This is a genomic window from Chitinophaga sp. CB10, from assembly GCA_001870995.2.
In the GTDB taxonomy this organism is placed as follows: Bacteria; Bacteroidota; Bacteroidia; order Chitinophagales; family Chitinophagaceae; genus Chitinophaga.
In genome coordinates, this window is the sequence record MLAV02000001.1 from 170,786 (window position 1) to 188,312 (window position 17,527).

The 17,527-nt window shown below is 52.9% G+C and carries 17 protein-coding genes; 10 read left to right on the forward strand and 7 right to left on the reverse strand.

From position 1 onward, the window contains the following. The first annotated feature begins 4 nt into the window (after window positions 1–4). On the forward strand, window positions 5–565 hold the full coding sequence (locus BOC67_RS00625) for an NUDIX hydrolase (protein WP_291906223.1): 561 nt from the start codon (window positions 5–7) through the stop codon (window positions 563–565). A gap of 1 nt (window position 566) precedes the next feature. On the opposite strand, the gene BOC67_RS00630 is transcribed toward BOC67_RS00625, so the two are convergent. From BOC67_RS00630 to BOC67_RS00645, 4 genes are all read right to left on the reverse strand, one after another. Continuing rightward, complete coding sequence (locus BOC67_RS00630; RefSeq protein ID WP_291906225.1) at window positions 567–1,862, reverse strand: folylpolyglutamate synthase/dihydrofolate synthase family protein; 1,296 nt, start codon at window positions 1,860–1,862, stop codon at window positions 567–569. 58 nt (window positions 1,863–1,920) lie between these two features. After that, on the reverse strand, window positions 1,921–2,151 hold the full coding sequence (locus BOC67_RS00635) for a hypothetical protein (protein WP_291906227.1): 231 nt from the start codon (window positions 2,149–2,151) through the stop codon (window positions 1,921–1,923). Then, entirely contained in the window at window positions 2,152–3,393 is a 1,242-nt protein-coding gene (locus BOC67_RS00640; protein ID WP_291906229.1) for a DUF5723 family protein, read from the reverse strand. Between the two features lie 174 nt (window positions 3,394–3,567). Then, window positions 3,568–4,482: a hypothetical protein gene (locus tag BOC67_RS00645; protein WP_291906231.1), complete on the reverse strand. Its 915-nt coding sequence runs from the start codon at window positions 4,480–4,482 to the stop codon at window positions 3,568–3,570. 63 nt (window positions 4,483–4,545) lie between these two features. Between BOC67_RS00645 and BOC67_RS00650 the strand changes: the two genes are divergently transcribed. Together BOC67_RS00650 and BOC67_RS00655 are read left to right on the forward strand one after the other, a co-directional pair. Beyond that, complete coding sequence (locus BOC67_RS00650) at window positions 4,546–5,772, forward strand: MFS transporter (protein ID WP_291906233.1); 1,227 nt, start codon at window positions 4,546–4,548, stop codon at window positions 5,770–5,772. Window positions 5,773–6,128: 356 nt separating this feature from the next. Beyond that, window positions 6,129–7,055, forward strand: coding sequence for an AraC family transcriptional regulator (locus BOC67_RS00655; protein WP_291906235.1), 927 nt, complete (start codon window positions 6,129–6,131; stop codon window positions 7,053–7,055). Here BOC67_RS00655 and BOC67_RS00660 read toward each other — a convergent pair. From BOC67_RS00660 to BOC67_RS00670, 3 genes are read right to left on the reverse strand one after another with little or no spacing between them, the layout of a single operon-like run. Continuing rightward, a complete protein-coding gene (locus BOC67_RS00660; RefSeq protein ID WP_291906237.1) occupies window positions 7,052–8,353 on the reverse strand; it encodes a radical SAM protein in 1,302 nt (433 codons plus the stop codon). The two genes, BOC67_RS00655 and BOC67_RS00660, sit on opposite strands and share 4 nt — an antisense overlap. Window positions 8,354–8,368: 15 nt before the next feature. After that, window positions 8,369–8,956: a hypothetical protein gene (locus BOC67_RS00665; RefSeq protein ID WP_291906239.1), complete on the reverse strand. Its 588-nt coding sequence runs from the start codon at window positions 8,954–8,956 to the stop codon at window positions 8,369–8,371. A 10-nt stretch (window positions 8,957–8,966) separates the two neighbouring features. Continuing rightward, on the reverse strand, window positions 8,967–10,010 hold the full coding sequence (locus BOC67_RS00670) for an agmatinase family protein (RefSeq protein ID WP_291906241.1): 1,044 nt from the start codon (window positions 10,008–10,010) through the stop codon (window positions 8,967–8,969). Between the two features lie 237 nt (window positions 10,011–10,247). Here BOC67_RS00670 and BOC67_RS00675 point away from each other — a divergent pair, with 237 nt between their 5' ends. The 7 genes from BOC67_RS00675 (at window position 10,248) to BOC67_RS00705 (ending at window position 17,459) form a co-directional block, all read left to right on the forward strand. After that, the gene (locus BOC67_RS00675; protein ID WP_291906243.1) at window positions 10,248–10,661 is read left to right on the forward strand and encodes a cytochrome c maturation protein CcmE; all 414 of its coding nucleotides are present in this window, start codon (window positions 10,248–10,250) and stop codon (window positions 10,659–10,661) included. 17 nt (window positions 10,662–10,678) lie between these two features. Further along, the gene (ccsA, locus tag BOC67_RS00680; protein WP_291906245.1) at window positions 10,679–13,219 is read left to right on the forward strand and encodes a cytochrome c biogenesis protein CcsA; all 2,541 of its coding nucleotides are present in this window, start codon (window positions 10,679–10,681) and stop codon (window positions 13,217–13,219) included. Window positions 13,220–13,505: 286 nt separating this feature from the next. Beyond that, window positions 13,506–14,534, forward strand: coding sequence for an alpha/beta hydrolase (locus BOC67_RS00685; RefSeq protein ID WP_291906246.1), 1,029 nt, complete (start codon window positions 13,506–13,508; stop codon window positions 14,532–14,534). 44 nt (window positions 14,535–14,578) lie between these two features. After that, window positions 14,579–15,202 carry a DUF4294 domain-containing protein gene (locus tag BOC67_RS00690; protein ID WP_291906247.1) on the forward strand — a complete coding sequence of 208 codons (624 nt, stop codon included), beginning with the start codon at window positions 14,579–14,581 and terminating at the stop codon, window positions 15,200–15,202. A gap of 20 nt (window positions 15,203–15,222) precedes the next feature. Next, window positions 15,223–15,723 (forward strand): hypothetical protein, encoded by a 501-nt coding sequence (locus tag BOC67_RS00695; protein ID WP_291906248.1) that lies wholly within the window; start codon window positions 15,223–15,225, stop codon window positions 15,721–15,723. A 31-nt stretch (window positions 15,724–15,754) separates the two neighbouring features. Further along, a complete protein-coding gene (gene bshB1 / locus BOC67_RS00700) occupies window positions 15,755–16,483 on the forward strand; it encodes a bacillithiol biosynthesis deacetylase BshB1 (RefSeq protein ID WP_291906250.1) in 729 nt (242 codons plus the stop codon). 67 nt (window positions 16,484–16,550) lie between these two features. After that, window positions 16,551–17,459 (forward strand): serine hydrolase, encoded by a 909-nt coding sequence (locus BOC67_RS00705; protein ID WP_291906251.1) that lies wholly within the window; start codon window positions 16,551–16,553, stop codon window positions 17,457–17,459. Window positions 17,460–17,527 lie beyond the last annotated feature (68 nt).

Sequence of the window (17,527 nt, forward strand, 5' to 3'; positions counted from 1 at the left end):
GGCTATGAATAATATGGATTGGAAATTACTGTCGTCAGAATACCTGTACAAAGATACCTGGCTGACGGCAAGGAGAGATAAATGCGAAACCCCGGACGGCCGTATCGTAGATCCTTACTACGTGCTGGAATATAACGACTGGGTGAACGGGCTGGCGTTGACGGAAGACGGGCAGGCCATTATGATCAGGCAATACCGCCACGGGCTAAAACAGACCCTCATTGAAATCCCCGCCGGCACCATGGACGATACAGACCCTTCCCCGGCATTTGCCATGGAACGGGAGCTGCTGGAAGAAACCGGCTATGCTTTCAAGGAAATTATCCCGCTGGGCGCCGTATCCGCTAACCCCGGCTCTACGAACAACCTCACGCACATGTTCCTCGCCACCGGGGGCGTGAAAGTGAAGGAGCAGGCCCTGGACGATAATGAGCAGATTGAAGTCATCCTCATGCCGATAGAAGCATTGCAGCAACTCATTGCAGAAAACAAGCTGCTGCAAAGCCTGCACGTTACCTGTGTGTACTATGCGTTGCAGCACATGGGCAGGGTACAGTTTAAATAATTTACATCGCTTCCGCTACAATAAAGAAGCTGCCGCATACCAGTATCATATCATCCGGCTGGGCATGTTGCTTTGCCGCCTGTAAGGCGTGTTGCACGGTAGGATATGCCTGGCCTTCGAGGCCGTTGGCGGCAGCCATTTCCGCGAGTGTGATCTCATCCAGCGCCCGTGGTATCTGGGCTTTACAGAAATAATATTTAGCCGCTTTCGGAAACAGCGGCAGTACTTTCTCTACTTCTTTATCTTTCACAAACCCGGTAACGATATGAAGCGCCGTGTAGGTAACGTGGCGCAGCTGCTGTACGATTTCCGTGATGCCGGCTTCGTTGTGGCCCACGTCGTAGACGGTGAGCGGGTGCTGGCTCACTACTTCCCAGCGGCCGCGGAGGCCTGTCAGCTTTTTCACGTGGCGCAGCGCATTGGATATATCATCTTCCGTTATCTTCCAGCCGCGGGCCATCAGCTGGTGTACGGCGGACAGTACGCCCATTACATTTTTTTCCTGGTATTGCCCGTTGAGATCGAGCTTGTAGTGGCGGGTTTCCTGCTGGCGTATATGCAGCAACGTTAGTTCCAGGTGGGTGTTGGTGATGTTGGTGCCGTTGGCGGCGCCCATCCATTCCTCGTCCGCAAAGTGAATATCAGCGCCCACTTCCGCCGCTTTGGCGATAAATACCTCCTTGGTTTCAGACTGCCTTTCGCTGATCACCACCGGTACGCCGGGTTTGATGATACCGGCTTTTTCGCCGGCAATCTGTTGCAGGGTATCGCCCAGGAGGTTCTTATGATCGTAGCTGATGTTGGTGATGAGGGAGAGTTCCGGGGTGATGACGTTGGTGCTGTCCAAACGCCCGCCCAGCCCTACTTCCACGATGGCAATATCCACCTGCTCCTGCGCAAAATATTCAAAGGCCATGGCTACGGTGAGCTCAAAAAAGGAAGGATGGATTTCAGCGATATGGGGTTTCATGCGCTCTGTAAAAGAGATGACAAAATCCTCGCTGACCATTTGCCCGTTCACTCTGATACGCTCCCTGAAATCGACCAGGTGGGGAGAGGTGTACAGGCCGGTTTTGTAGCCGGCCTGCTGGAAGATGGCTGCGAGCATATGGCTGGAAGATCCTTTGCCATTGGTGCCGGCAACATGAACGGATTTGAATTTTTTATGTGGATGACCGCTGATCTCCAGCAGGGCCAGGGTGTTGTCAAGATCTTTCTTGATGGCGCTGGCGCCTACTCTGCTAAACATGGGCAGCTGCTGATACAGGAAGTCCAGCGTTTCTTGATATTTCTGCATGGCTTAAAATCTTCCCGGCGAAGATAAATATTCCTGCCATTTTCCACATCAACGTTTGCTATTGATTGGCGGGGCAGCGCAGTTGCCGCTTACGCATATGGAAGATGCCGCCGCCGTTTGGATCGCTCTTTTTGATAGGCACCCAGCGCAGCGCGATGTAGGCGTCCGCGCGGTTCACGTTTTTGCGGAACAGGTTAGTGAACAGCGTATTGGAACCCAGGAGGAGCGGACCTATACGGAATCCTGCGCCTACGTCGGCCATGCCGTTCTTATTGACGATGATGGGCATTTATGCGCCGAAGAGGTCTACATCGTAACGGGGCGTCACCTGGACCTGCGTCATCCCGTAGGTTTTGTAAATATTGTTGGGGCCACCGTTAAGGGCTATATCTGCATTCGCAGAGATAAAAAAGCGCCCGTCAATATTATAGTCGCCCATCAGGTGCAGGGTAGCCGGCAGGGCCATGCGAAACACAGAATCGGAAGCGACAGGGGTGAAGGCGTTATTGAGTTGCCTTGCAAATTGCCGCAGACTTTGATTCTTTTTATAGGTGATACTGTAGGGATCAATGTTGTTGGTTACCAGGTCCAGGTCCGTATTGCCGGGGGCTTTGTTGTACCCGATGCTGCCGAGGTCCGTAATGGAAGCGCCTACACGCCATTGGTAATAATCCGCTGCCGGGTTCCAGTGATCGCCTTCGTAATCCCCGAAGCCGTCGTTATCCGGCCGGTATTCGTAGATCACGCCGAGGTCCGCGGAGAAGCCGGAATTACCGTTGGGCTTCAGGTTATTGAGGTAGGGTTTATCCCAGTGGTCCAGGTTTTCGGAATAGCCATACCGCATGGTACCGCTGCTCACACTGGCGTTGCGGCTGCTGTTGAGGCGGAAGGTGGCGTTATCCACTGCCGCATAGCCGGCAGCAATGCCGCTGAGGTATTTGACCGTGATACCGCCTTTCCATACGCCGCCGTAAGTATTGCGGAGGATGCGGGCATAGCTGAGGCCGAACTCGTGCCAGATGTTGGACGATACGGCTGCGTGCTGGACAGTATAGTTGGTACCGATGTAAGCTTTATTGGGAAAGTTGTTACCGAAGAAGTTGGCCTGCTCCGTGGGTATGTTGCCCCCGTTGCTGCTGCTGCGAATACGCCAGATGAAGGACACGGTTTGTTTTTCATCGATGGAGTACATGATGGAGGGCATCATGATTTCCGCCATCTCCCAGCCGTTTTGCCGGCGGTTGGCCGCCGTGTCGAGAAAGTAGTCGACATTACGGGTGAGGGTATCATAGCGGTGGAGTAATGCTTTCTTGGTAACAGTCATGTAGGTGTTGCCGGCTTTGGCGTCGGCGCCTAAAATATGGAGGTCCCATTTATACCGCGTGGAGGCGGCGCTGGCCGGGTTGTACAGGATGCCGTACACGCCGGCGTAATTACTTTGGTGGATACCCGAAAAAGATTGTGCTGCTGCGGTAATAGCGCAGGCGGAAAAGATGATGGTCCCTGACAGAATTCTGCTGAAAATAGTCATTGCTGGCGATAAGTAAATTGAAACAGGTTTTTCAGATGGCGCAGGTTTATTGCGCATGGCGTACTCATGGTCATCATAGGTGCAGTAGAGTTTAAGGACAAAATGCGCCGGGGGAAGGAACTGGTATGCCGGTCTTCCTCAGCGGTTGCAATTCGGTTTGTTTAGATTATTGGTTTATTCGGCTTTAAAATAGAACCGGATGAGCCCGAACTGTACTTCAGGGGCATCCTGGCTGGCATTGTATTTAATTTGCATTGCTGCGCGCCTGGCAATACTGATCAGGTTATCATTACTGATGGTAGAGCCGCTCATGCTGTAACTGGCAGCAATCACATTCCCCTGTTTATCTACTTTGATATTAATCGCTACGTATCCGGATTCGTTACTGTCGTAGGTAACGTTGGGGCGTCCTACGAGGCTGCGGCCTTTCAGCTGGAAGTCGGACCTGCCGCCACCGAGGCCGCCACCGCCCGTATAGCCTTTGGCGTTAGGATCGCCATTGATCTGGCCACGGTCGCCCGGTTTGCCGGTATTACCCTCGCCGGTGGAGTTGTTGGAACCATTGGCGCCGTTGCCGCTGTGCGCGCTGTTGTTGCTGGCCACCCCGCCGAATACGGCTTTGGGTTTAGGCGCAGGCGCAGGGGGAGCCGGTTTGGGGGCTTCTGCCGCGGGCTTTTTAACGGGCTTCTCCGGTTTGGGTTCCAGTTTTTTAGGTAATTCTTTAGGTTTGGTTACCGGTTTTTCCGGTTTTTTGACTTCCGGCGCATCCGCGTCATTGTCCGTCGCAATGTCCTGAGGCGGTGCTGCGTCAGGCGACGGTTGTTGTGCTTCGGCAGGTGGCACCGGCGCGGGCGCTTCAGCGGCGGGAGGGTTTGGATCAAGCGGCTGTAGATCTCCCATCCCCTCATCAGAAGTGCCTAAATTCACTTCCATACCGAGGTCCTGATTCGGTAACGGGGGAGGAGCGGAAAAACCGGCAAACAGGAGCCCTACTAACAGCAACGCATGTACGCCGATAGTTACTCCCAATGCCTGTAAATTCTTTTTTCCTTTATTTTCCTGCATATTGCTGCTTGATCTTTCGGCCAAAGTTAATAATTACCTTATAAGTTACGCTAATGTTTCCATTAATTTTATCTTTACGGCCTCAATATGAACCCGCTAAAGAAAACGCTTGATCTTTACCGCAACGCCTATACGGGGCTTGCGCCTGCCACCTGGTGGTTGTCCCTCATCCTCCTGATCAACCGGAGTGGCACCATGGTGATTCCCTTTCTCACAGTGTACATGACCCAGCACCTGCATTTCTCCATTGCGCAGGCAGGTATTGTGATGGCCTGCTTTGGATCCGGCGCTATTGTAGGCGCTACCGCAGGAGGCTGGTTATCCGACCGCATCGGCTTTTACCAGGTGCAGTTCTGGAGCCTCTTCTCTAACGGTTTATTGTTCATTTTATTGGGTCAGATGCATACATTTCCGCAACTCTGCGTATGTGTGTTCGCGTTAAGTTCCGTGGGCGATGCCTTCCGGCCGGCGAACAGTATGGCGATTGCGGCATACAGCAAACCCGAGAACAGGACCCGTTCCTATGCGCTGAATCGCTTGGCCGTTAACCTGGGATGGTCCGTGGGGCCCGCTATCGGCGGGTTGCTCGCCAGCTTCAGTTACGACCTGCTCTTCTGGGTGGATGGGGCTACCTGTATGGTTGCCGCCATCACGATGCGCATCCTGTTGCCACCAGTGCCTGCACCCGCCAAAAGTCATGCCGATCCTTCCGCGCCGAAGGAAAGCATCTGGAAGGATCATATCTATATAACCTTCCTGGTTTTTGCGATGATCAACGCCATCTGCCTGTTCCAGTTTTCCAGCATTGTGCCGCTGTATTTCAAGCAGGTGCTGCATTTGAAGGAGTGGGCCATCGGGTTGTCGATGTCCATCAACGGGATTATGATTGCCGTGGTTGAAATGGTGATGATCTACCGGCTGGAAGGGCGCTTCCCGGACCTGTTGTTTATCATGCGGGGGAGCATTATGGTAGCCATTGCCTATTATGTAATTGCCGGATTGCCGGCCTGGTGGATAGTGGCGCCGGTGTTTATGGTCATTATTACTTTCGGGGAGATGTTATGCCTGCCTTTTATGAACAGCTTCTGGATTTCGAGGAGCCAGGCGCATAACAGGGGGCAATATGCGGCGTTGTACACGATTTCTTATTCCGTGGCAAATATTGTGTCGCCCACGGCGGGAGCTTTTGTGGTGGGTCACCTGGGATTCACCTGGTGGTGGGCGATCACGGGGAGTGTGTGCCTGCTGGCGGCAACGGGCTTTTGGTTGTTGCAGGCGAAGTTGGGCGGTTTTTTTTCTCGCAAAGGGGCGTGAGGAGGTTTTTCTCGCAAAGGGGCATAAGGATTTTAAGATCGCAAAGGCCTGTATTTTGTTGTTATAAGAAAAAAAGGATTGTATTATATTGTTATAAGAAAAGAAGGATTGTTTTAAGAAAAAAGGCTTATTATATCATTATAAGAAAATTTAACCCTGTTATCCACTAACCTTGAAAACAAACCCTGATCCTTTGCAACTTACCCCCTTATCATAAAAACAAAACCCAATCCTTTGCGACCTTAAAATCCTTATGCCCCTTTGCGAGAAAGAACCCGCCAACAAAAATTGTTAAACGATATACAAATATTGTCCTCAATTATCGAAATTTCCCGGAAATTGAGTAAAATTGGTAAATGAAAGTTATCCAATTTACCGTTCCGGTGGCTGACGAGGGCTCCGTAGTAGTACAGGAGGACATTTTACCATATTTCTATCATTATCTCCACCGCCACAAAGAAGCGCAGATCACCCTGATCCTGAAAGGAGAGGGTACCCTGATTGCCGGCAATTACACCCAGCCGTTCAAGGCCGGGGAAATTTATGTGATTGGGGCCAACCAGCCGCATATGTTTAAAGGAGATGCCAAATACTTCGAAAACCAGCAGGAAAAGAATATACATGCCATTCATATTTTCTTCGACCATGAGGATGCGCTGATGGGGCTACTGGCTTTGCCTGAAATGGAAGGGGTGCGCAGGTTCCTCGCCCAGGCACGCAGCAGCCTGCAACTGCCGGCCCAGTACGAGGAGCGTTTTGCGCCGGATATCATCCGCATCTCCCGGCTCACCGGGGCGGAAAGGCTCCTGGCGTTCATGCACCTGCTGTTGCAGATGAGCCGGCAGGTGAAGGACTGGAAGTCGCTCTCCACGGGCTTCTCCCGCCATGCCTACAGCGAGTCGGAAGGGCTGCGCATGAACGATATTTACCAGTACACGCTGGAACATTACGCAGAGAACATCACCCTCGGCAAAATAGCGCAGGTGGCGCACCTCACGACCTATGCCTTCTGCAAATACTTCAAAAAGCACACCCGTAAAACCTACCTTGAATTTTTAAATGAGATCAGGATCAATGCCGCCTGTAAGAAGATTATCAGCGGGGAGTATGACAGCATTGCATCTGTAGCCTATGCTACGGGGTATAACAACCCGATCACTTTCAACCGCGTATTCCGGAAAGTAACCGGTATGTCGCCCAGCACCTATGCGCGCCAGTATCGCTTTGGAGCTGAAAGCGCGCATAGGGACGGACTTTTATTATCGTTGGAAGAACTTTCCTAGTGTGCGAAATCCTTCATGTAATCGCCTTTGATACGCTCGATAGGCGGATTAAAATAACCGAATTTCAGGTGAGGGAATTCCTCGTGGATCAGTTCCAGTAACTGTTTCATGCCGAGGCACTCGCCCGGGTCCGTAATGTTCATACGGCCCATGTACCAGTCCGGATCGATGTTGAAGTTGCGCCATTGGATCATTTGTAGGTCCGTGTCGCGGATCAGCTTACGCAGCGCTTCATATTCATCCGCACTGTCGGTAATGCCCGGGAACACGAAGTAGTTGATGGACGTCCACCCGCCGAATTCGCGCACCACTTTCAGGCTTTCCACGATATCGTCAAACACGTAGTTATTAGGCCGGTAGTAAGGCGTATAATACTTCTCCTGGCAGGAATTCATACTCACGCGGATGCTGTTCAGGCCTGCTTCGCAGAGGGCTCTTACCGCATCCGGCTTGCTGCCGTTGGTGTTGATGTTAATGCTGCCTTTAGGCGTATGTTTACGGATTTCGATAATGGATTCGCGGATGGTTTCCCACATCAGCAGCGGCTCTCCTTCGCAGCCCTGTCCGAAGCTCACGATAGGGTAAGGCGCTGTTTCCAGGTGCGGGACGGTGTATTCCACGATTTCTTCCGCTGTAGGTTTAAAGCGGAGGCGATCCTGTGTGGATACGATGGATTCTTCTTCCGGCTGGAAGGAAATACAGCCAACGCAGTTGGCGTTACAAGCCGGGGAGGAAGGGATCGGGCATTCCCACCTGCCCATGAAATAGTTGCGGGCGGCAGGGCAATGGTAGGTCAGCGCGCAGTTTTCTGCCAGGTGCTGTACCAGCCTGTTATGCGGGTATGCTTTCAGGAGCTGGTTAACGCCCTGTTTCACTTTCTTATCGTCGAAGCCGGCGCATTCCTGGCGGATGTCCGCCTCAATGCGGGTGGCAGGCACATAGAACTTCCCGTCCAGCCAGCCCACTGCCGTGTAGCAGAAGAGGGGGAGGGTAGGCGCATCCGGCATGGTTTCATATGCTGCCAGGTAAAAGCCGGTATGTGCAGGCGGGATAAAAGCCGCTACCGCCCAACCTTTTTCGCAGAGCTGCATATCGCCGGTTTCGGCGTTGATACCGATGCCTCTGCGTCCGGGCAGTTCATACAAGTTTCCGCCTTCCGGTAATTCAATCCATTCATCCGCCTCGATAGGCCATGCATCCCAGCCACTGCGGCCGGTTACGTACATGGACGTATCTTCGAAGATATTACCATTCCCGTCGGAATAAAGTATGTAAGGTGTTTGCTTTAATACCGCCATAAAAATAATTGATGTTTAGAGCCTGCTTTTGCAGAAGTTGTTGATCGCTTCCCTTTCTTCTTTGCCTGGTTCATCGATGATTTCGATTTGCACCACTTTGTTGGTTTTGAAATCCAGGGTGAGCAGGTCATTACGCAAAATTACGTTATTCAGTTCGTTCCAGCCAACCAGGCGGTTTTTGAAAGCCGTCGGGACGGTGATGCCTGTTGCGTCCAGCTGGATGCGTGCCGGCAGGAATACGGTGTATTCCGACCAGGCGATGAAGCCCAGCCCGAATCCTGCCAGGATCAGCAATAACGCGGCCAGCGGTTGCAGGTGCGAGAGGAAGTACAGGCTGCCGGTGAGGCAAACGAAGATCTGTACGAGCCGCACCAGGGTATTGGCTGCCGCAAAATTTTTGAACCTTTTGGACATAAAGGGGAATGCCAGGCTGGCAAATCCTACCGCTACAAAAAAGAGCGCCAGGAACCAGTTGGGATTGGCTGCCCCCCGGTAAATGCCGATAGCATTTACCAGGAACAGTACGCCCACGATGCCATGCATAACAGGCAGCAATTTCAGCCTGCCGGTGGCATTGGGATGTATAATGCGCAGTTTGTACATGCCGCTTGATTTATTTGTGTGCGCTAACCAGCAGGTTGCAGAGTTTGAACAGTACGCGGGCGCCTACGTTGGCATCCCATTCGTCGTGGGAAGCGGCTACCTCGTTCAGGTCGAAGCCGATCAGCTGGCGGCCGCTGGCGAGGATGCGTTTAAACAGGTAATATACCTGCTCTGTTTCAAAACCGCCGCTCACCGGGGTGCCGGTATGCGGGCATAATTTAGGATCCAGCCCGTCGATGTCGAAGCTGATGTACACCTGCTGCGGGAGTTGCTCCACGATGCTGTCGCAGATGGATTTCCAGGTTTCGCCTTCGAACTGTCTTTCCTTGATGTCCTTGTCGAAGAAGGTCACTACCCGGCCATTGCTGTTGCGGATGTAATCCACCTCTTCCTCGCAATAGTCGCGGATACCCACCTGCACCAGTTTCTGCAGCTGCGGTACTTCCTTCAGCGCGTTGAACATGATGGAAGCGTGGGAGTACTGGAAACCTTCGTAGCTGTCGCGCAGGTCGCAGTGCGCATCGATCTGCAGGATGCCGAAATCGCCTTTGTGTTCGCCGATGGCTTTGAAAAAGCCCAGCGGCGTGCTATGGTCGCCACCTACGAGGCCTACCAGCTTGCCTTTTGCCAGCAGGTCGCGGGTTTGGTTATATACCCATTCGTTCATGGCCTTGGTACCGTTGTTTACGTCTACCAGGGTCTTTTTCAGGAACTCATTTTCTTCAATATCACCCCCTTCCATGAGGAATTTCAGGTAGAGTTCTGCTTCTTTACGGAGGTAGTCGCTGCGGAGCAGGAGGTGTTTATCCGGTTCGCGCATGTAAAAACCTTCTTTCCAGCCGTCTTTCACGTCCGCATCATAGAGGTCAACCTGGAGGGAAGCCCTGAAGATATGTTCCGGACCTCTGGCGGTACCATTACTGTAGGAAACGGTTACCTCCCAGGGTACAGGAAGCAGTACCAGCCTGGCGTCATCTTCCTGGAACGGCAGTCCGAAAATGTTGTTTGAAAGCAGCCCCACTGAGTTAGGGTCAAATTGAGTTAAATCAGCCATGATAAAATTCTAAATTCAAAATTCCGCGCAAAGATACTATTATGTTTACTTACAGCCTGACTTCCTGGAAAAAGAATTGCCTTTTATATAAATTTTGTCGTTTCCAGGTCATTTTGCGTTAATTTTGCGCAGTTAATCTGGAGTAGATAAATACAGGTTTTTTGCATAGGGGTTGAAACATTGACTGGGTAAGGGTTTTTGCAGCTTGTATCATAAGAATAGGAAGATAATTTTTATATGAAAAAAACAAATATTATCCTGCTGGTGGTTATTGCGGTAGCAATAGGGGTGATTATCACGATGGTTGGTGATTTCAGTACCTATGAAACTTTCGCAACCGCCCGTCAGAAAGAAGGGAAGGAGTTTCATGTGATTGGCACATTGGATACGCTCCAGACAATGACCTACGATCCGCTGAAGGATGCCAATTTTTTCAGTTTCTATGTTAAAGATAAAAAAGGGGAAACCCGCAAGGTGGTGTTTAACGGCGCCAAGCCAACCGACTTTGAGAAAGCCGAATCCGTTGTGCTCACCGGCATGATGGATGGGGAAGACTTTCATTGCAGCAAAATCCTGATGAAATGTCCGTCAAAGTATAAGAACGACCAGGTTGTGCTGGGCAAGACAGCGCCGGCAAACAAGCCACTTTAATTTTTATCTGAAGCATCATGAATTTTGTAGGGGAACATTTACTACCAGGCCAGCTGGGCCACTTTGCCGCCATTTTAGCGTTTGTAGCATCTTTAGTAGCCACTGTGGCCTACTATTGCGCTGTGGTGAACAAAGAGGAGCCGGCGCGCACCTCCTGGAAAAAGATAGCACGCTGGGGATTTTTCATCCAGTCCATCGCCGTTCTGGCCGTTTTCAGCTGTCTTTACTATATTCTGTATAATCACTTTTTTGAATACAAGTACGCGTGGCGTAATACCTCCCGCGACCTGCCTATACAATACCTGTTGTCCAGCCTCTGGTCCGACCAGGAAGGGTCCTTCCTGCTGTGGAGCATCTGGAACAGCGTGCTTGGTATTATCCTGATCCGCAGGAGCGGCAAATGGGAAAGCCCGGTGATGACCGTGATCTCCCTCTCGCAGCTCATGATGAGCAGCATGCTCCTCGGTATTTACATCCTCGGTTATAAAGTGGGCAGCAATCCTTTCATGCTCCTGCGCCAGGCAGAAGAAAACCAGGCAGCGCCCATCTTCCAGTCTGCCGAATACCTTACTTTCATACACGATGGTAACGGCCTGAACCTCACCCTGCAGAACTACTGGATGGTGATTCACCCGCCGGTACTGTTCCTTGGCTTCGCCTCCGTGATCGTGCCTTTTGCCTATGCTTTCGCCGGCATCTGGACCCGCGATTACACCGGCTGGGTGAAACCCGTACTGCCATGGGGCCTCTTTGCCGTAGCCATCCTCGGCCTCGGTATCATGATGGGCGCCGCCTGGGCATACGAATCCCTGAACTTCGGCGGCTACTGGGCCTGGGACCCGGTGGAAAACGCCTCCCTCGTACCATGGTTGCTCCTGGTAGCGGGCGTGCATACCTGCCTGGCCTTTAAATCTACCGGTCACGCGCTGAAATCCACCGTGTTTTTCTTCTTCATGGCTTTCATCACCGTACTGTACTCCACCTTCCTCACCCGTAGCGGCGTACTGGGGGATTCCTCCGTACACTCCTTTACGGACCTCGGTATGAGCGGACAGCTCCTGGTATTCATGGGCGTGTTCACCATCCCGGCTATCTGGATGATGATTGCCCGGAGAAAAGAAATCCCTGCGGTCAACAAGGAAGAAAGTACTTACTCCCGCGAATTCTGGTTGTTCGTCGGTTCCCTGGTAATGCTGATTTCAGCCATCCAGATTACCTTCACGACCTCCATCCCGGTGTGGAATAAACTGCTGGACCTCTTCGGGCTGAAGAAGCTCTTCAACCTCGATGAAATGGCGCCGCCTTCCGACGCCATGTTCCACTACAACAAGATACAGATCTGGCTGGCGGTGATCCTCGCGATCCTGACTGCCGTTGTACAATACATGCGCTACAAGGATACGCCACGCAGCGTACTGGGCAAAAAACTGCTGGTACCTACGGTGGTATCCCTGGCCATCACGCTGGCGATCATATTCGCAGGCGGGGTGCATTACACCGATTATGGCGCGGGCTTCCTCGGCGCTATCTACCTGATGCTGTTTGCAACGGTGTACGCGGTGGTGGCTAACATCATCTATATCATCGTTGAACAAAAAGGTAAGATAAGAACTGCCGGCGCTTCCATTGCCCACGTGGGCTTTGGCATGGTGCTGCTCGGCGCGCTGCTCTCCTCCTCCCGCAAAGAGGTGATCTCGCTGGACAAAATGAAAATGCTGAGCCAGGACATCTTCCGCAAGGAAAGTAAGCAGAACGCCCGCGAAAACATCATGCTGCCGCTGGGCGTACCGGTGGAAATGGGCGATTACCATGCTACCTTCGTCGGCGATTCCATTGCCCCGGGAGATGCGAAAGTCTATTTCAAAGTGGATTATGAGCGGAAGGACAAAGCCGGAAAAATCGTAGAGCGTTTCCGCCTATATCCTAACGCATTCGTTAACAGCAAGGAAAATGCGCTGACTTCCAACCCGGCGTCCAGGCATTACCTGCACAAGGATATATTCACGTATATCACCGCTACGCCTCCTTTAAAGGATAAAACCGCGCCAGCCAACGATACCGCCAATTATACCAGCCACCTGGTGCAGGAAGGCGATTCCATCTTCTTCTCCAAAGGCTTTATGATCATGCGCGGCATCGCGAAGGACCCTACCAATAAGAACTATGTGCCGCGACAAGGCGACCTGGCGGTAGGGGCTAACCTGGAAGTATATACGCAGACGGACGATCACTTCAACCTGCAGCCGGTGTACCTGATCCGCGACAGTGCATATCAGTACAGCATCGAAGATACTTTGGCGCCGCTGGCCCTGCAGGTACGCTTCAGCAAAATCCTGCCGGCGGAGAATAAGATTGAGATTAAGGTGAAGGAAGCGGATACCAGCAGCGACTATATCATCATGAAAGCCATCATCTTCCCGTACATCAACGTGCTGTGGCTGGGTGTGATCGTGATGATTGTGGGTACGCTGATTGCCGTTGTGTACCGTGTGAAGCTGAACAAGGGCAAGGCCTCCGGCTCCAAAGCCACGGCTGCTCCTGTGAAGGAAAGGGTTTAAAAATATTGAGCTGTTTTTCCCGGCGGGGAGTAAATGAACCGGAAGGTTTGTTTACTCCCCGCTTTCGTTTGTTCCCATTCCCCATCGCCACTCATCCCCTCCGGAACAATGTTCCATCAGCGTTTAACACCTGCCGGGCCGCCTGCCAGGCCCATCATCGCCCTGGCATACCGCCCCACTATTGGTACCTATCACCGGTACCACGTATTACCGCGGCATTAACTCTTACCTCCCCCCCCAAAAAATCCGTTTTTCCTCCTTATTTTTATAATACAAAACCCTGACCATGAAACGCAGATGGTTCCGTATATGCCTCATCGTTACATCCGCCTTGCTGGTGGTGTACCTGTTAGGCCCCAAACCCGCCACCCCGACTTATCCAAAGCATATGCCCGCGGTGCCGCAGCAGCCGGACAGCCTGGATGCGTATATCCGTCACCGTGAGGCCGCCCTGCCCGTGAAGCCGGATAATGAAGCCAGGATCGTTTGGGCGGATAGTCTGCATGAAAAAACGCCCTTTTCCATCGTGTACCTGCATGGCTTTTCCGCCAGCCAGGAAGAAGGAAATCCCGTACACCAGGAGGTGGCAAAGGTATTTCACTGTAACCTCTACTTGTCGCGGCTGGATCAGCATGGCCTCCGGTCCGACAGCCCGCTGCTGCACATGACCGCGGAAGGCCTCTGGGCGGACGCGCAGGAGGCGCTGGCCATCGGTAAAGCCATCGGGGAGAAGGTCGTTATCATCAGCACGTCCACGGGCGGCACCCTGGCGCTGAAACTCGCCGCGGAATACCCGGACGACGTATATGCGCTGGTGAATATGTCGCCCAACATCGCCATCAACGATAAATTCGCCTTCCTCGCCAATAACCACTGGGGCCTGCAGCTGGCGCGCCTCATCACCGGCGGGGATTACCGGGAGGGGCACGACACCAACGCCATCCGTAACCGGTACTGGAACAACCGCTACCGGCTGGAAGCCGTGGTGCAGCTGGAAGAGCTGCTGGAAACCACGATGACAAAAGAAACTTTTGCGAAAGTGAAGCAGCCGGTACTCAACCTCTACTATTATAAAGATGAACAGCACCAGGACCCTACGGTGAAAGTTTCCGCTATCCTGGCCATGGAAAAGCAGCTGGGCACGCCGCCCGGGCAAAAGGCCGCCATCCCCATCCCCGGCGCTGGCGCGCATGTGCTGGGCTCCTGGCTGACGAGCAACGCGGTGCCGGACGTGCTCCGGACGATCGACAGCTTTGCCGTGACAGTGCTGCATATGCGGCTTGGAAAGAGAGTGTACTACGTGTCAAATCTTTAATTAACTTGTGGTAACAATCAGATAGTAACTTGCGTTTCATGGGTATGCATCCGCTTAAAAAAACCGTTTTCCTTTTATCCCTCGCAGCAGGCATGCTCGCCTGCAGCAGGCCCGCTGCAGCCCAGGAAGCGCATGGGGCGGACAAAATACCCTTGCATGCCGTAGTGGTAGGCACGGATACCATTCCCGTGATTACCCTGGCTATTTTTGACGTGGTAGATAAATTGCCGCGGCGCCTGCGGAAGGAAAAAGAGCGTTATTCCAGGCTGCGCAACGCCGTGTATGTAACTTACCCGTACGCTAAATCAGCCGCGCGCATCCTCAAGGATGTAGGTGCGGAGCTGGCAAAACTGCCGAATGGCCGCGCCAGGAAGGCTTACCTCGCCAGCAAGGAAAAGGAGCTGAAGGCCCAGTTTGGGGATAAGCTCACCAACCTCTCCGTGTACCAGGGCAAGGTGCTGATGAAGCTGATCGACCGGGAGACCGGCCAGAACTGCTTTGAAATCATCAAGGAACTCAAGGGCGGCTTCAACGCCCGCGTATGGCAAACGGTGGCCTTCTTCTTCGGGGGCAACCTGAAAAGCGAGTACGATGTCCAGGAAGACAAGGACATCGAGGTGATCGTCCAGGAGCTGGAGATGTACCAGCGGTACCGCGCCTATAACTAAGATTGCCTACCTTCGTACACATGAATTACAATCGTTTTCTACTGTCATTATTGTTGTTGTTACCCACCGCCCTGTTCGCGCAGTCCGAAGAGGAGGGCGACCCTGTGTACGTGGTAGACAGCGTGCTGGTGACGCCCGGCGCCGCCAACCAGATTACGCCGGACCAGATCGGGCTGATCACCATCGCCAAAGGCCGCAGGGCCGTGCTGTTATACGGCCCGCAGGCGGAAAACGGGGTGATTTATATGGAAACCAAACCCTTTGCCCGCAAGAGAGTAGCGAATTTCCTGCAATCGGCATCGCCGGCGTACGACAGTTTGCGTAATACCGGCCTGGCAGACAGCGCGCTGGCCTATATCGTGAACGGCCAGGTGGTGAATGATAAAAACGAGGCCCTCCTGTTTACGGTCGATAAAAAGACTTTCCGCACCCTGGAAATAGTGCCGGCAAAGGAGCTGGAACAGCGCTACCAGCTGACCGGCAAGAAAGCAGGGGTACGTATCACCAGCTCAGAAGATTGATCCGTATCTTTGCACCTCAATTTTTTAGCTTATGAAACTGGATATACTCGCAATAGCCGTACACCCGGATGATGTGGAGCTGGGATGCTCCGGCACCCTGATGATGCACGCGGCCAAAGGCATGAAGGTAGGCGTAGTTGACCTCACCCGCGGAGAGCTGGGCACGAGAGGTACCCCCGAGCTGCGTGAGCAGGAAGCGCAGGCGGCTGCAAAAATTATGGGCCTGGAAGTGCGGGAAAACCTGGGCCTGGCCGATGGTTTTTTCCGTAACGATACCATGGAACAAATGGCCATTATCAGCGCCGTGCGGAAGTACCGCCCGGAAATCGTGCTGGCCAATGCGATTGACGACCGGCACCCGGACCATGGGCGCGCGGCGAAGCTGATTGCGGACAGCTGCTTCCTGGCCGGCCTGCGGAAGATATCCACCCAGCTGGATGGCGTGGAGCAGGAGGCGTGGCGCCCGAAGCAGGTGTTTCACTTCCTGCAGGACCGTTACATCGAGCCAGATTTTGTGCTGGATATTTCCCCGGTGATGGAGCGCAAGCTGGAAGCCATCAAGGCGTTTTCCTCGCAGTTCCTGGCCGCGAACGACCATGAGCCGCAGACCTACATCTCCGGCGCGAACTTTTTTGAGAGCGTGATTTACAGGGCTAAGATGCTCGGTAAGATGGTGGGAGTGGAGTATGCGGAAGGATACACTTCGGCCAAGATGATCGGGATACGGAGCTTTTCGGATTTGATCAGCGTAACGACATGATGAAATAAATATTAGGCGCCGGCTTTCGGCGCTTTTTCTTTTGCTGTATCCTTTTTATTTTAAGGGGATGAAAACTTACCTCCTCGGTTGCCTTGCGGCTACGTTATTAACCGCACCTGCGTTTGCCCAGCGCACGGATGCCAAATTGCAGGCGAAATTGCAACAATTACTCCGGGAATTTCACGGCCAGGCCGGCATTTATGTGCATCACCTGCAGCGGGATAAAGTGGTGGAGATCAACGCCGATACCATCTTCCCGACGGCCAGCATGATCAAGACCACGATCCAGGTGGGCATTTTCGACAAGATCGCGAAAGGGGAGCTGCAATACCGGCAGCCATTGACCTACAGGGATTCCCTGCTGTATCCCGGGGTGGATATATTGGGATCGTTTAAGGACAGCCAGCAGATTGACCTGGACAAGGTGATGATGCTGATGCTGACGATGAGCGACAATACGGCGAGCCTCTGGCTGCAATCCCTTGCTGGTGGCGGCGCTACGATCAACAGTTGGTTGGAACGCAACGGCTTTAAGGTATTGCGGGTGAATTCAAGAACGCCGGGAAGGGAAGAGATCAGGAAAATTTATGGCTGGGGGCAAACGAGCCCGCGGGAAATGGCGCGGCTGATGGAAATGGTGTACAAGGGGGAGGTGATAGACCAGGCGAGCAGCGAACGAATGTACAGGAACCTGACGCGCAATTATTGGGATACCCAGGGATTACTGCAGGTTCCTGCCAATATCAGGACCGCATCAAAGAACGGCGCTGTGGATGATGCCAGATCGGAGGTGATCATGGTGAACGGGCCACATGGCGATTACGTGTATTGTATTGCCACGAAAAATATTGCGGATCAAAGCTGGAAACCGGAGAACGAGGCCTGGCAGTTAATGCGGAAGGTAGGGTATGCCATATGGCAGCACTACGAACCTAAAAGCAAAAAACGTCCCGATCCCGCGGTGGGGAAGTTTTGACCGGCAATGCAGGACCCGCTAAACACTAGATGAACAGATCTTTGGTAGCGTCAAATTCATCCTGTTTA

What these genes read in the sequence shown, in the direction of transcription:
- BOC67_RS00665 (WP_291906239.1), bottom strand. Translation starts at nt 8,956, where the DNA reads ATGTACAAACTGCGCATTATACATCCCAATGCCACCGGCAGGCTGAAA.
- BOC67_RS00690 (WP_291906247.1), top strand. Translation starts at nt 14,579, where the DNA reads ATGCATCCGCTTAAAAAAACCGTTTTCCTTTTATCCCTCGCAGCAGGC.
- BOC67_RS00670 (WP_291906241.1), bottom strand. Translation starts at nt 10,010, where the DNA reads ATGGCTGATTTAACTCAATTTGACCCTAACTCAGTGGGGCTGCTTTCA.
- BOC67_RS00685 (WP_291906246.1), top strand. Translation starts at nt 13,506, where the DNA reads ATGAAACGCAGATGGTTCCGTATATGCCTCATCGTTACATCCGCCTTG.
- bshB1 (WP_291906250.1), top strand. Translation starts at nt 15,755, where the DNA reads ATGAAACTGGATATACTCGCAATAGCCGTACACCCGGATGATGTGGAG.
- BOC67_RS00705 (WP_291906251.1), top strand. Translation starts at nt 16,551, where the DNA reads ATGAAAACTTACCTCCTCGGTTGCCTTGCGGCTACGTTATTAACCGCA.
- BOC67_RS00675 (WP_291906243.1), top strand. Translation starts at nt 10,248, where the DNA reads ATGAAAAAAACAAATATTATCCTGCTGGTGGTTATTGCGGTAGCAATA.
- BOC67_RS00635 (WP_291906227.1), bottom strand. Translation starts at nt 2,151, where the DNA reads ATGCCCATCATCGTCAATAAGAACGGCATGGCCGACGTAGGCGCAGGA.
- BOC67_RS00625 (WP_291906223.1), top strand. Translation starts at nt 5, where the DNA reads ATGAATAATATGGATTGGAAATTACTGTCGTCAGAATACCTGTACAAA.
- BOC67_RS00630 (WP_291906225.1), bottom strand. Translation starts at nt 1,862, where the DNA reads ATGCAGAAATATCAAGAAACGCTGGACTTCCTGTATCAGCAGCTGCCC.
- ccsA (WP_291906245.1), top strand. Translation starts at nt 10,679, where the DNA reads ATGAATTTTGTAGGGGAACATTTACTACCAGGCCAGCTGGGCCACTTT.
- BOC67_RS00640 (WP_291906229.1), bottom strand. Translation starts at nt 3,393, where the DNA reads ATGACTATTTTCAGCAGAATTCTGTCAGGGACCATCATCTTTTCCGCC.
- BOC67_RS00655 (WP_291906235.1), top strand. Translation starts at nt 6,129, where the DNA reads ATGAAAGTTATCCAATTTACCGTTCCGGTGGCTGACGAGGGCTCCGTA.
- BOC67_RS00695 (WP_291906248.1), top strand. Translation starts at nt 15,223, where the DNA reads ATGAATTACAATCGTTTTCTACTGTCATTATTGTTGTTGTTACCCACC.
- BOC67_RS00650 (WP_291906233.1), top strand. Translation starts at nt 4,546, where the DNA reads ATGAACCCGCTAAAGAAAACGCTTGATCTTTACCGCAACGCCTATACG.
- BOC67_RS00660 (WP_291906237.1), bottom strand. Translation starts at nt 8,353, where the DNA reads ATGGCGGTATTAAAGCAAACACCTTACATACTTTATTCCGACGGGAAT.